This is a genomic window from Kouleothrix sp. 19917, assembly GCF_057073505.1.
The window spans coordinates 6,985,021-6,997,965 of the sequence record NZ_CP097099.1; the positions used below are offsets into that span (position 1 = coordinate 6,985,021).

Consider the following 12,945-nt stretch of genomic DNA (forward strand, 5'->3'; position numbering starts at 1 on the left):
GGTCTGAGTCTCTCCCTCGAGGGCGTTCGGACATATCTTTTGAGTATATCACTCCCGAACAGCGCGTTGCCAATCTACCACTACCCGCGTGGGGATCCTGCTTTTTCTTTCTGTTGTATCTGATAGCGAATTGCACCACACCTCATGATTTTGTTGTAGAATTCGGGCGTTAGCGAAATGACATCTCTTCGTTGAGCCTCCAAGTTATCTAAGGCCTCGCCACTACAAAAGGTAATACATGCCACGCGTCACCAAGCTTAGCTCAGAAGAAATGGTTGATGAGAAGGTTCAGTCTCCCGTAAATGGCCCGGAAGAGGGTGACCAGCCGACGGGGTACATACGGGACTATATTACAGGTCGGCAAGTACGTGCGACTCCTGAAGAGGTCGAGGCGGTTCAAGTGTTTGCACGGCGTCTGGTTGAGGATTTTGGATATCCGAAAGAAAACATCATTACACGACCACAATATCGTGTACGCCGAAGACCGTCAGAGACAAAGAAATCATACCCTGTTGATATTGCTGTCTTTAGCAATTCGGGCAGGCATGATGACGACCTACTTATGGTGGTTGAATGTAAAGCAGAGTCTGTGAAAGAGGGTAGAAAGCAACTAGAGCTTTACTTGAGTATGAGTGAGGCTCAGATTGGGGTGTGGTTTAATGGTGATGAACACTTATATCTTAGGAAAGATTATGTGCAGGGCGGCAAGATAGTATTCACTATCCTTCCTACACTCCCGCGCTTTGGGCAGAGAGTAGAGGATATTGGTCGTTATCTCCGCAGCCAGCTTGCCAAGACCGAACAACTCAAATCTGTTCTAAAAGACCTACGAAACCACTTATCCCAAAGTGTTAAGGGTATAACTAAGGATGAGCGCCTTGCGGAACAGATTATCAATCTTCTTTTCTGTAAAGTCTTTGATGAAGTGCGTAAGGGTCCTGATGAATTCATGGATTTTCGGGCCGGGATCAATGAACGACCGGAATCGGTCCGTGAGCGTATCCTGGATTTATTCGCAAGTGTGAAAAGACGTTATCCGGATGTGTTTGAACCATCTGACAGCTTAGAGTTGGACGATGATAGCATCGCTTATGCTGTGGGAGAACTTCAAACATATTCTATAACTGATGCTAAACGAGACGTTATTGGCGATGCTTTCGAGGTATTCATGGGACCAGCGTTACGTGGAGAAGAGGGTCAGTTCTTCACACCACGTAACGTTATCCATATGATTGTTGATATCCTTGACCCAGACCCTGAAGAAACAATAATCGATCCTGCCTGTGGTAGTGGTGGGTTTCTTTTGGCAGCTTTGGATTATGTGTGGAGGAAAATAGAGGCATACGGAAAGGATAAAAAGTGGAGTGATCAACGTATCAGAGAGGAGCAATCGCATGTAGCTTCTCAGTATTTTCGAGGTATAGACAAAGACAGATTTCTTGCCAAAGTCACTAAGGCTTATATGGCTATTCTCGGTGACGGACGTGGAGGTATCTTCTGTGATAACAGCCTCGTTGCCCCTGCCAAATGGGACCCAGTTTTGAGGTCAAAGGTAGCACTTGGGTCATTTGACGTAGTCATGACGAATCCTCCTTTTGGCACAAAAATACCTGTGAAAGGGCAAGAAATCCTGTCCCAATTCAAATTGGGTCATAGGGAAAAATTGAACAAACAGACAGGGCAGTATGAATGGACCGACGCGCTCCACGAAAAACAGCCACCTCAACTTCTATTTATTGAGCGTTGCTTACAACTTTTGAAGCCAGGTGGCCGTATGGGTATAGTTATTCCCGAGAGCATCCTCGGGATGCCTACCTATACACACATTGTACAGTTCCTTCGTGCACGGGTTAGGATTGTGGGCGTAATTTCGATGCCTGAAGAACTATTCCAACCACATACACATGCGAAAGTCGCTGTATTGTTCGTGAAGAACGTTCCCCCACAAGCTGACAATGACATATTTATGAGTGTGGTTGATTGGTGTGGCCATGACTCTCGTGGCAATCCGACTATACGAACCAATCCAGACGGTTCCGAGGAGCTTCTAGACGATGTTCCAAGGGTTGCCCCTGCCTTTCATAGTTTGATTAAGGATTTTAAGAAATGATTGCGGCACGTAATCAAGGATTTCTGCTCGATATTTCAGATATACAGCGAGATATACTAATTCCTCGCTATTATGACCCTCGGCTTAAGTCTTCGTTGGAGGCACTAGCAGATGCCTGTGATTTCGTCACACTGGATGATTTAACAAAGGCAGGTGAACTAAGCCACGACCATGGAAGTTATGTACCGAAGATATACTACGGTACAGGGCCATATCCTTATATCAGAACAAGTGATCTTGCTAATTGGGAAATAAAGGCGTCACCTAAGCATGGTGTTCCGGAGAGTGTTTATCAAGAGTATGTAGAAAAACAGGGTGTGCAACCGGGCGATATATTTTTTGTGCATGAGGGAACATACCTCATTGGTACGACTGCAATGGTAACGCCATATGATGGACCACTGTTGTACCAGCATCACCTGGCCAAGTTTCGTATGAACCAAGGAGCAATTTTCAATTCATTCTTCCTATTAGCAGCACTAGAAAATAGTATTATCCATTCACAAATTCGTTCCAAGCAATTTTCGGCAGATATTATCGATTCGGTTGTAGGCAGATTGGACGAGGTTGTTATTCCTTACCACAAAAGCACTACACAGTTACGGAAAATCGAGAAGCAAGTTGAGAAGATAGTGCTTCGAAGGGCGGAAATCCGTGAGACTCTGTCTTTTATCATACATGAAATAGACCTCTTTCTTCGCAATGAAAGCACCTTCAATCTTGCAGAATTGTTTAAGTGGAAACCTTCTATTGATGAATATCGGGGAAGACCTGCGTTTCTTGGCGGCAGAAAGAGCTTTTTGGCGTTTAATCAACGCTCCACCGATATTGTTAAGGATGTCTTACTTCCAAAATACTATGATCCATCTGTTGATAATACAGCAAAGCTGTATAACGAAGTTTGTAGAGTAGTGTCTGTTGGCGAGTTAGTGAAAGAGGGGGTATTACAGCTCGACACAGGAGATGAGATTGGCCGTCTTAATTACGGTACAGGGCAAATACCCTTTGTTCGAACGTCCGACTTTGGTAGCTGGGAAGTAAAGCGAGAAGCCAAACAGGGGGTTAGCGAAGAGGTCTATGATATATGGAGCAAAAAGCAAGATGTTAAACCCAATAGAGATTATCACGATTTAAGTATAAAATGGCATCAGAGAGCCTTAAACGGCTTGCCTGAGAAACGCTTGTGCTAATGCCTTTTCTGGCGTCCTAAAGAGCCAGATAGTATTTGCGAATTTAAATCGTGATGATCTCTAATGATATCCTCTTAGTACGAGACGGAACCTATCTTGTGGGTACTTCGGTTTTAGTACAAGAGCAAGATTTGCCGCTTCTATATTGTGGCGGTATTATAAAGATTCGTTCTTTGAAGCCTGATATATTACCTCCAAGTCTTCTCTTTACGCTACTTAACACGCCGTTTGCGCGCAGGCAGATGCGTAATAAACAATTCACGCGTGATGTTATTGACACACTCGGCAGGAGAATTACAGAAATTTTGTTGCCGATACCAGTCGATAACAATATCCAGTCACAAATAGCGGTTAGCATGAGTAAGTTGCTAAGCGAGCGGATCTCTCTTCGGGTGAGTTTGCAGAATATTAGTCAGAATCTTTATTCGGTCCCGATACATATACCAAACGATTGCTAAAGGAATTTATTAAATCCATATTAGTACGGTCGTATCTTTACGATTACCTCAACCCGCCTCCCCTTGATAGTACGTGGCCACTTCGATATAAAACAAAAGGTAGCAAGTTTGAGGAAAACACCTGTTGAACCTGCACTTTGTAGCCAAGGACAAGCGATATGGCGCTTAATCATTTATGGTGGGAAGGTTATTTTGAGCGTGTCTTTGGCGCGCAGGTGAGGACATTCGTTTCTGCTGTGCAGCACAAATTGTTGCCAGCTTTTGACGATATCAACAAGGAGGCGGACAAGGTTGCTGAGGAGGAGTACGAGCGGCTCGGTAGTATGCCGGCCGATGAATACTCAGGCTATGATTTGGCCGATGCCGCCGACAGTGCCTTTAATGCCGGTCTTGTGTATTATGAGCTTATGTCGGGTGTGAAGCAAGGAATAGTGAATGTTCTTGCTGTGTCCTTATATCACCTGTTTGAGCAGCAAATATATTCCTTCCATCGGAAGGAACTTCTCAATATCTACGAAGAGCATGACGCAAAGTTATTTACATGGAAGATAGTACAACAACGGCTGCAAGAACACGCCATAGATATCACAGCCTTTTCGTCATGGACGAAGATACAAGAATTGCGACTGGCCGCCAATACGGTGAAACATGCCGAGGGACCTTCAAGTAAGGATCTGCAAGCATTGCGTCCCGATATGTTCCTTCATCCTGACCTTGACCCGAATTTCATGAACACCATCAATAACCCCGGGCCTGTGTACAACCCGCTTGCGGGAGATGACTTCTATGTGACCATGAAGGACTTCATTGCCTACGCTGATATTATTCTTTTGTTCTGGAAAGAGCTTAGTGAAGCAATGGGAAGAGCCTAACATTTACGCTAAGCAGTTGCCATATTCTCAATTTCATTCTCGTTGTGGCAATCCTTAAACTGCGCACCTCAGATATAGCGATCCAATTGCTTTAAGAAGGAAATAATCGCGCCTCCGCTAAAGTCAGCTTTGTTCAAGCCTTGCTTATCCCATAATTCAATAACCGTCTGTTCTTGTGTCGTTGCTGGTCGCCCACCTCCACCACTTCTCGCACATGTCGGCGTAATAAACCCGACATTGATAGCTCCGTGATTGACGGTTACGCGGACACATACTGTCTCTCCAGCTGCACGCCGTCGGTTGACTTGCTGAGTAATCCAACTTTCCTCAACCTCACGTAGGGTATTCCAGTGTTGCTCAGCACCGCCACTACTACTTTCGACACGAACAGTGATCATGGCTATCCTCCTCGTAGTGGTTCTTCTTCCTATGAACGCAAGTCAGCTCATGTCGAATTTCGTATACCACGAATGTGTGACATCTACTGTCACAATTAGTGGCTGTGCAAGTAATATGCACCAAAATTCTTTACACTCCCATCTAACGAAAAGAGCCCTATGCTCAACAGACATCACGAGGGTGTGCTATAATCTTTCGTCAAATGTTTATCTGGTTATGTCGTAACGAGCACAGTAGCGTCACTGAAAGGCCGCAGGTAATAAAAGACCTTTGGCGGCGAACACTGTAATGCCACAAGTAGAGCAGCTTAAAATTTTTCTAGCATCTCCGAGTGATGTCTCCGTTGAGCGTCGCTATGTGGAAGATGTTGTAGCGGAAATTAATAGGACTGTTGGCAAGGCTATGGGAATAGTTCTTGTGGTTGTCAGTTCAAGGAATGCTATTCCAGGTCACGGCAAGGACGGCCAAACCGTGATTAACAAGCAAATTGCCAGGATGAAGGATTATGTTCTTTTTGTCGGTATTATGTGGAATCGCATTGGTACGCCTACAGCGCGTGCCAAGTCGGGAACAGTAGAAGAATATAATCGAGCTGTCCGGGCGTTCAATTTTCATGGCAATCCAGAAATTTGGTTTTACTTTCGTGATACTTCAGCTCACCCTGTTTCACAAGACCTGCTAAACCAACGCAAAGCAGTATCAGCATTTAGGAAGAGGGTTCAACGCAAATCATTTAGTCCGAGTTACAAGAATTCTGCCGACTTTCGTAATAAATTTCGCGAACATTTAACCATCTGGTTACATAAGCGCAAGAAAACGCGATCAAATTCTACTGAGAAGAAACCGGAGAACAAGACCCAAACATCAAGTAGCGAGTTGTTGTCACTAGCCAGTACCAAAAAAGGCACGAAGGCTCCTCTCAAGAATTTAGCGCGCAAAAGCAGAGTGGCCGGCAATACTGGTATTGTGAAGGACCCAGGTACTTGGATAATGCTTGATGAAAAGTATTTTCAAACCAAGTCTGCTATAACTCAGTCGGATCAAAGTCTCGTTCTTCGAATTTCGCCAAGGAATATGGAAGAGGCCGCCGACTTACGCGCTTTCAGTCCTGATATGTACCATAACAGAAAGCAAATAGCCTATGCAGATAACCATTATGCCGGTGTGATGCAGGTCACATCTGTGTTGCCCGAATTGATTGCTGGAAAAACAAGCTTCAACGTTACATTGACACCAATTCAGCGGTCACAAGGTGGTGGATATACAATGAATATGTATTCTAACAACTATAGCTCGAATGATATTGCCGAGTTATATGCCCGACAAATATTATTGGGACAACCACTTCCTACTGAACTTGCCCGTTATACTACTACAGTTCAGTTCGGCAACTCATTCAAGCGAACAAGCAGTATTGAAAGAGGGACTTTTTCAGAGCTATGGTCGCGTTTAAATACATCAGCAACCTCATTTTTGCCAAAAGCATGGTTGACTGCGGCGTATTATTTGAAGATGACGCAAATAGTCGAGGATATATTAGAATTAGAACTTGGTCCAGTCAAGAATAAAGTGATGTCCGTGAGATTTCGAGGTCGTAGAAGGGTTCAATCTGCTCAAGAAGCGAGCATTATAAAAGTTATTGGCAATTGTGATCTCAATACGTGATCAGTTCCCACCTAGCTTGTTACGAGAGTAATCTGATGTTCTTTGAACTCTTAGCATCCATCAGTATCAGAAAAATTATCTTGAGCTTCGTAAGCATTTTTGGCGTTATCTGGTTGTTTATTGAACCAGGTGGCCTTTTCTTTCCAGAATGGTTGAATTGGGGATGGCGTGGATATATAGGACTTGCTATTTTCTCTTTACTATTAGCACTTCTATTAAATCGTCCACGAAGGTCTGTTTCTAGGTCTTTGTCTTCACCTGATTCAATTGTAGAAATTAAGATTGGGGATTTGTTTGATGAGCCTGAGCATTTAGTAATCGGTGCCAACGATGTTTTTGATACTGAATTAGGAGAAGTGATCAAGCCATCAAGTGTTCAGGGGCAATTCTTAAATCGTATCTACCATAGTGACCAAAGGCAATTAGATGCTGATATCGATTCAGCATTAGAGCCTCTGAAAAATAAACGGAAACAGGAAATTAATAAGCGTAAAGGGAAAAATTGGCGATATCCAATTGGCACAACTATTGTATTAGGCTCTTCACAGAGAAGATATTTCTTAACCGCCTATGGCTTTATGAGTAATGATTTAAGAGTTAAGTCGACAGCTGATTATATTTGGCTTTCGCTTAGTTGCCTATGGGAACAGGTGCGATTAAAAGGTCACGGTTTATCAATTGCTATTCCAGTTGTAGGTTCAGATCTTGCTCGTACTAATCTTCCGCGCATGGCTCTTATTAAGCTAATAATAATTTCGTTTATTGCTGCATCGAAGCAGGGATTTGTTTCAAAAAAACTAACCGTAGTTGTTTATCCAAAAGATTCACATACTATAGATCTGTATGCGTTGGAAGATTTTTTAGATTCCACTTGCTTTTAATATAAAATTTTCAAGTATTCTTATTTTATAGGTTCCCATAATCCCTCTTCTCGGTCCCACCTCTGACCAATCCGTGCTCGGCCTCCCTCTATTATGGTTCCAGATAATTTGCTACACTACACGTTATCGGAACCAGATTTAACGAAGCTAGTTGGCTTGTAAGGGATGTCAGGCAAAGAGTAGCATAGGGGCATATCAGCAACGTTTGTGGAAAAGTTAGGAGGTGTCTATGGATACAGCACAGTTTGGAAGTAAGGAACCGATTGTTCAAAGCATTGATGCGTTTCTGCGCTGCCTCGAAGGGAAAAACCGCAGTGAAGCAACACGCCATGCCTATGAGACTGACCTCTTACAGTTCTATCTCTGGCTCAAAGACAATAACAGTTACGCGACCTCTCCTGAAAAGATTGCCAAGACTGATGTCACCGAATTCCTGACGGCATGTGCTCGCCGTGGCCTCTCCGGCGTCTCACGAGCGCGCAAGCTCGCCGCCATACGCGAGTACTACCGCTTCCTCGTTGACCATGAATTCATCGTCAAGTCGCCGACGGCCGGCGTTGCTACTCCCAAGCGAGAGCAGAATATTAGAAAGCACCTCGCGCCACACGAGTACCATAGTATGCTCGTGGCCGCCGCTGGCAACAGCCGCGACTATGCTATCTTGCAGGTATTCTTGCAAACAGGTCTGCGGGTCTCGGAGCTATGCGCCTTGCGTCTTTCAGATTTAGAAATGATCGCTCGTCCATACCCCTTGTTGCATGTGCGTCTCGGCAAAGGGATGCGCGCTCGTACAATAGCCCTTGAGAAGAAAGTCGCCCAGGCACTCAAAAACTACCTGGCACAGCGCCCAGACAGCTTGAGTGATGCTGTATTCCTCAACTACTACGGCGAACCCATTGGAGAGCGGGGGGTGAGAAAGATTGTGGCCAAGTATGTCCGGGTATCGGGTATCACAAAGCGGATAAGCCCCCACAGTCTGCGCCACACCTTCGCCACACAGAAAGCTGAGAAGGGTGTCAGCACCTACCAGCTGCAAGAGTGGCTCGGCCACGCCAATCTCAATACAACACAAGTGTATGTTCACCTTGCCAAACAAAGCGGGGGAAAGGTTATGGAGCAGACGAGTTTATAGCAGTGGTCAGATGCAACCGGAGCCTTTGAAGAGTTACTAGGATAGTCTGCTTAAAAAACTGCGATCTTTACTGTATACTGCAAGAATGACAAACAATCTCCAGAGAAAGAAGCAACTGGATGTAAGACTGCTCGCAATTGCACTGACTGCATTATGCTTCATCGGCACAATGTATTATCTTCAATATCAAGAACAAGAATGCCAAGCCCAAGTTGAACGAACACATAGTTCGCTTAATCTTTGCTCAATAAATACTCAATGGGGCTTGCCAACAGCACTAATTTTTTACGGCATCATAATAACCGCAGTGCTAATTATTATTAAATACACGAACAAGGAATGATTAGATAGGTAGAACATGAATGCCATCCTTAGCTACATCTATCTACCGAGATAGCTTTTGAGCGGCAAGATCTACATAATACGCATATTGCTGCGCACCCTTATCGTTTGGGTGGAAGCAATCACCCTTCCAGTCAACGAGTATCAAGTTATATGGTGCCGGAATAGGAGGATTAGAGTTTGCATATTCCAAGGAAGGGGATTCGACCCATGTATCATTCTCAGAAGGGCCTGTAAAGCCACAGGTTCGAATTGGTCCGGGAATTCCGTTTGTAACACCAGGCGAGGGGTGTTTGAGAAAATTCTTGTAGAGATCATCCGATATTGCGACTACTCGCTTAGAAGATCCCACTAATGATACCGACTTCTTGATCGCCTTGTTTAGTTCCGTGACGATAAGATTAGTTCTATCATAACAGTTCATTTCTCCCTTCTTATCGCGGCAAGTAAGACGTGTTGGGTATGCCTGCCATAGTACACTTTTTGGATTAAAAGGGTTATGGTATTGTGTAACAACAATTCGCACGTTGGGATGAGCCGCCAATAATTTGTTAATGTCAGCCACGAGACTTGTCTGTACATTTCCCGTTATACTTTTCACAAGTGACTTAAGGTTTACTGTGCTCATATCGAACAGTTTAACCATTGTGGAGTAATCCGCCCATCCAAAGTTATTTGCGCCGATAGAAATACTCACAAGAATCTGGTGTGAATTTGTTAATAGTTTAACCCTATTCACAGTTTCGGTAACTTGTTCGTTAAACTGCTTGTACAATGAACCTGTAGGCTGTTGCAAACCAAGTAACGGGTCAGGTAATCCAATAATTGCACCTGAACATGCCAAGAAATTATCAACAGATGTACGGCCAAACACATCCCCAGGAAGCACGACAAAGTTAACTGCACCTAGACCGTATCGCTGTTCTAGTTTAGATGCTATTTGAAATGGATAAGAGGGGTGAGCGCTTGTTCGTGCTTGTCTACAAGCAGTACCATTATCACTTAAACCGTGCCCAGAGGCAATAGAATCACCAAGAGCAAAGTAGTCAATGGTTAAAGTCGAAGGGATATAGACAGTGAAATCCGGAGCAGTTGCATCCGCAGTTGATATGGTTACAGTTTGCTCGTTGGGTAGAAATCTGACAGTGGTGTTTGTAGTAGATGGAGCAAGAGTATAAATATCAGCAGGTAGATTTGATATCTTATAGTTTCCAGCTCTATCGGTTGTTGCACTCCCTGTGATAAGTCGAGAAATGGAGACCGCGGTAATTGTAATACCGCTCAAATCGGTAATAGTGGTACTGCCAGAAACAACGCGCCCGGAGATAGAGTAGGTTGCAGTAGTTCCTTCTCGAACTTGCACTACTGAAACAGAGCGAGGTGTCAATCCGTTGACTATATGGTCAATGAAATAGGCTCGACCTGTTACTGTATTGAATACGAACTCCTGTTTCGGTATGAATTGGCCAGCCGTAGGCAGGTAATCTGAAAGAGACGCAGTAACGCTGTAGTCGTGAGTAGCGGCATTTGCATTTCTGATTTCAAAAGTCTGGTAAACTACATTGTCCGGTGGATTACTGTTTGGTGTAAATGTTTCGTTCGTTGTGCCAACAAGCAGTTTGTTGGTCGTACTGTCAAATGCAATATCATTTGGCAAACTTCTTTGATACTTGCCCGTTGCAGTATCTAAGCCATACGGGTACGTAATTGTGTCTATTATGTGGTTGTCCGAACCGTCTATCACATAGATTACATTTGTGTCGGTATTTGCTACGTAGACAATGTTATTCTGTGTATCTACCGCTCCCTTTAAATATCCATCATTGTACGGCAATATACCTAACGGTCCTGAAACTTCCACCGGAGTAACCGGCGTGATATCAAAAACGCGAAGCCTATCAACCCCTGTGCCATCATTGTATGCGGCATACAGCTTCATGCTTTTAGTGTTAATCGCGGAAATATATGAAGCAAATCCAACACTCACCGGGTCGGAAATTACTGTGTGTGTATTAGCATCGAGCACTTTGAGCAACTCGTTATCTAGCACATATATACGATTGTTGTCTGGATTTACCGCTATAGTTTTTGGCCTAGTCATGCCAATTGTATCAACAATAGCACCAGTTTGTCCGTCACGAACGTAAAGACCACCAAATCCATTTGATACATAAACTTGATTGGTAGCCTCATTGACGGCCATTGCTTCAAATCCAGTTCCAATATCAATGGTCACAATGCTATTAGTATTGCCGTTAATAATACTTAGTGTCTCGTTCGTGGTGCCATCAGCAGGCGATTGGGCAACATAGAGTGTATTCGTTTTAGTGTTAATGGCGACTTGTCGAGGTATCCCGCTTAATGCAATAGAAGGGAGAGCACTTGGGGAGAGTGCAGCCTGTGCCTTCACCGAAGGTACAACGGCGAGCGCCGCCAACTGAGAAAACAGTATTACCACAACCAGGATAAGACCAAAACGTGATTTCATCCTGTCTCTCCCAAGCTATGTATGTGAGTGGCAACCTTGTGATAAGGGAAGAAGCTTCACCTGAAGCAGCTTTCGAACTCTACCATAGTGACTGCTACCGAGTATGAGAGCTATTGGTCTGATAGGCTACGTGGTAGCGCACTCTATTTACACCTAGAGCAGCTTTATCATCCTGATACTGAGCGGGTGTCTTTACTATACCAGCGTTGTCAATTAAAAATCTGTCATAGTCAAAAAAGCTAAGATGTTGAAGCGTGTAAGGGCCTACAATAAACAAGGCTGGTCATTCAGCCCTCTTTTGGGGGGAGCGGAATAACCTCGCCCGGCAGAGGCGCAGGAAGACCCTCCATAAGCGGCTGTGACGAGACAAGAGCTGAGCCGGGAGTTGGCTTCTCAAGGGCAATACGAATGGCTTCAGCGACCTCGTTGATACGCCGACGCTCGCCCGGCGATAACACCACTTCGGCTCCAAGAGCGCCGTATCGCTCTGCGACTGCTCCAAGGTCTTCACTGGCAGCAAGCAATCCCTCATGAAGTGATGGTCTCTGTCCCTCAGTCATAGGGACAGCATAGACTATCTGGCGTCCAATGCGCAAGAAGTCCTATTCTTTAGAAAAGCTTACATCTTCAATAATTACAGTATGTTGTCCGGCAACATAGTTCGTGTTTGCTTGAAATCCTACTTGTTTTATACTGCCGGCAGATAGATTCTCAAATTTTGATAATGGTATAAGAATGGTTCGTATAGAGCCATTATCAACCACCTTAATTTGGTCGTCGGTATAATGCCCATCGAGCCTAAAGTTACGAACAACCCCGTTAAAATCTGTAAGGAAAACCTCGCATTTGGCTTCAGGATCGTTGAAGGCAACCACAACTCGTAGATAGCGATAGTCCGAGACGTTTTCAGGATTATCACTTTCAAGAAGAAAACCTGAAAAAAGGTTAGCTTCATTTGTAGGGAGGTTATACTCAAAGACGTAAGACACCTTGTTAGTCGCTATATCTAAACGGGTCACACGTGGAGCTAATTCATTTCTGGATTGAAATGGGCCATATGAATTGAAGAGGAAATTGGGCCTGTAATAAGTATCCGTAGCAAGAGCTTCTAGTCGTTGGAAACGAGTATAGGTCAACCAGACGAAACCTAACAGTACTATAGCAATTATGATAATCCGTACTCTTCGCCTCGCGATAAATCTTTTAAGAGAATTAGCCGAAGTGTTCCAGTTCAAAGTAAATTCAAAGACATCTCTCAGAAGAGCCAGGAGAGCTATAAATACACCGGTGACTGCTAATATATCCAGCCAGGATACTCTGTTGATATTCATAGCTGTGACTCTCTTGGCTAGTAGTCCGGTTTCCGTGCAACTGACATGCCCGAGCACCTTGCTAGTAAGAGCCGTAC

Annotated in this window: 9 protein-coding genes; 6 read left to right on the forward strand and 3 right to left on the reverse strand. The window is 44.3% G+C overall.

Annotation, left to right across the window (positions count from 1 at the left end):
* Positions 1-238 precede the first annotated feature (238 nt).
* The 3 genes from M1P90_RS28225 (at position 239) to M1P90_RS28235 (ending at position 4,630) form a co-directional block, all read left to right on the forward strand.
* The gene (locus M1P90_RS28225) at positions 239-2,110 is read left to right on the forward strand and encodes a type I restriction-modification system subunit M (RefSeq protein WP_483699033.1); all 1,872 of its coding nucleotides are present in this window, start codon (positions 239-241) and stop codon (positions 2,108-2,110) included.
* Entirely contained in the window at positions 2,107-3,300 is a 1,194-nt protein-coding gene (locus M1P90_RS28230) for a restriction endonuclease subunit S domain-containing protein (protein WP_483699034.1), read from the forward strand. The genes M1P90_RS28225 and M1P90_RS28230 overlap by 4 nt, the downstream gene beginning before the upstream one ends.
* Before the next feature lie 616 nt (positions 3,301-3,916).
* Complete coding sequence (locus tag M1P90_RS28235) at positions 3,917-4,630, forward strand: hypothetical protein (RefSeq protein ID WP_483699036.1); 714 nt, start codon at positions 3,917-3,919, stop codon at positions 4,628-4,630.
* A gap of 68 nt (positions 4,631-4,698) precedes the next feature.
* Here the strand turns inward: M1P90_RS28235 and M1P90_RS28240 are convergent, their stop codons facing one another.
* Positions 4,699-5,028, reverse strand: coding sequence for a hypothetical protein (locus M1P90_RS28240; RefSeq protein ID WP_483699038.1), 330 nt, complete (start codon positions 5,026-5,028; stop codon positions 4,699-4,701).
* Between the two features lie 289 nt (positions 5,029-5,317).
* Here M1P90_RS28240 and M1P90_RS28245 point away from each other — a divergent pair, with 289 nt between their 5' ends.
* The 3 genes from M1P90_RS28245 to M1P90_RS28255 all read left to right on the forward strand — a co-directional run bounded on the left by M1P90_RS28245 (position 5,318) and on the right by M1P90_RS28255 (position 8,707).
* Complete coding sequence (locus M1P90_RS28245) at positions 5,318-6,694, forward strand: hypothetical protein (RefSeq protein ID WP_483699039.1); 1,377 nt, start codon at positions 5,318-5,320, stop codon at positions 6,692-6,694.
* A 35-nt stretch (positions 6,695-6,729) separates the two neighbouring features.
* Positions 6,730-7,575 (forward strand): macro domain-containing protein, encoded by an 846-nt coding sequence (locus M1P90_RS28250; RefSeq protein WP_483699040.1) that lies wholly within the window; start codon positions 6,730-6,732, stop codon positions 7,573-7,575.
* Between the two features lie 229 nt (positions 7,576-7,804).
* Complete coding sequence (locus tag M1P90_RS28255; protein WP_483699041.1) at positions 7,805-8,707, forward strand: tyrosine-type recombinase/integrase; 903 nt, start codon at positions 7,805-7,807, stop codon at positions 8,705-8,707.
* Between the two features lie 385 nt (positions 8,708-9,092).
* On the opposite strand, the gene M1P90_RS28260 is transcribed toward M1P90_RS28255, so the two are convergent.
* On the reverse strand, positions 9,093-11,537 hold the full coding sequence (locus M1P90_RS28260) for a hypothetical protein (RefSeq protein ID WP_483699042.1): 2,445 nt from the start codon (positions 11,535-11,537) through the stop codon (positions 9,093-9,095).
* 602 nt (positions 11,538-12,139) lie between these two features.
* Positions 12,140-12,868: a hypothetical protein gene (locus M1P90_RS28265; RefSeq protein ID WP_483699044.1), complete on the reverse strand. Its 729-nt coding sequence runs from the start codon at positions 12,866-12,868 to the stop codon at positions 12,140-12,142.
* Between the last annotated feature and the right edge of the window lie 77 nt (positions 12,869-12,945).

What these genes read in the sequence shown, in the direction of transcription:
- M1P90_RS28225 (WP_483699033.1), top strand. Translation starts at nt 239, where the DNA reads ATGCCACGCGTCACCAAGCTTAGCTCAGAAGAAATGGTTGATGAGAAG.
- M1P90_RS28255 (WP_483699041.1), top strand. Translation starts at nt 7,805, where the DNA reads ATGGATACAGCACAGTTTGGAAGTAAGGAACCGATTGTTCAAAGCATT.
- M1P90_RS28260 (WP_483699042.1), bottom strand. Translation starts at nt 11,537, where the DNA reads ATGAAATCACGTTTTGGTCTTATCCTGGTTGTGGTAATACTGTTTTCT.
- M1P90_RS28230 (WP_483699034.1), top strand. Translation starts at nt 2,107, where the DNA reads ATGATTGCGGCACGTAATCAAGGATTTCTGCTCGATATTTCAGATATA.
- M1P90_RS28235 (WP_483699036.1), top strand. Translation starts at nt 3,917, where the DNA reads ATGGCGCTTAATCATTTATGGTGGGAAGGTTATTTTGAGCGTGTCTTT.
- M1P90_RS28240 (WP_483699038.1), bottom strand. Translation starts at nt 5,028, where the DNA reads ATGATCACTGTTCGTGTCGAAAGTAGTAGTGGCGGTGCTGAGCAACAC.
- M1P90_RS28245 (WP_483699039.1), top strand. Translation starts at nt 5,318, where the DNA reads ATGCCACAAGTAGAGCAGCTTAAAATTTTTCTAGCATCTCCGAGTGAT.
- M1P90_RS28250 (WP_483699040.1), top strand. Translation starts at nt 6,730, where the DNA reads ATGTTCTTTGAACTCTTAGCATCCATCAGTATCAGAAAAATTATCTTG.
- M1P90_RS28265 (WP_483699044.1), bottom strand. Translation starts at nt 12,868, where the DNA reads ATGAATATCAACAGAGTATCCTGGCTGGATATATTAGCAGTCACCGGT.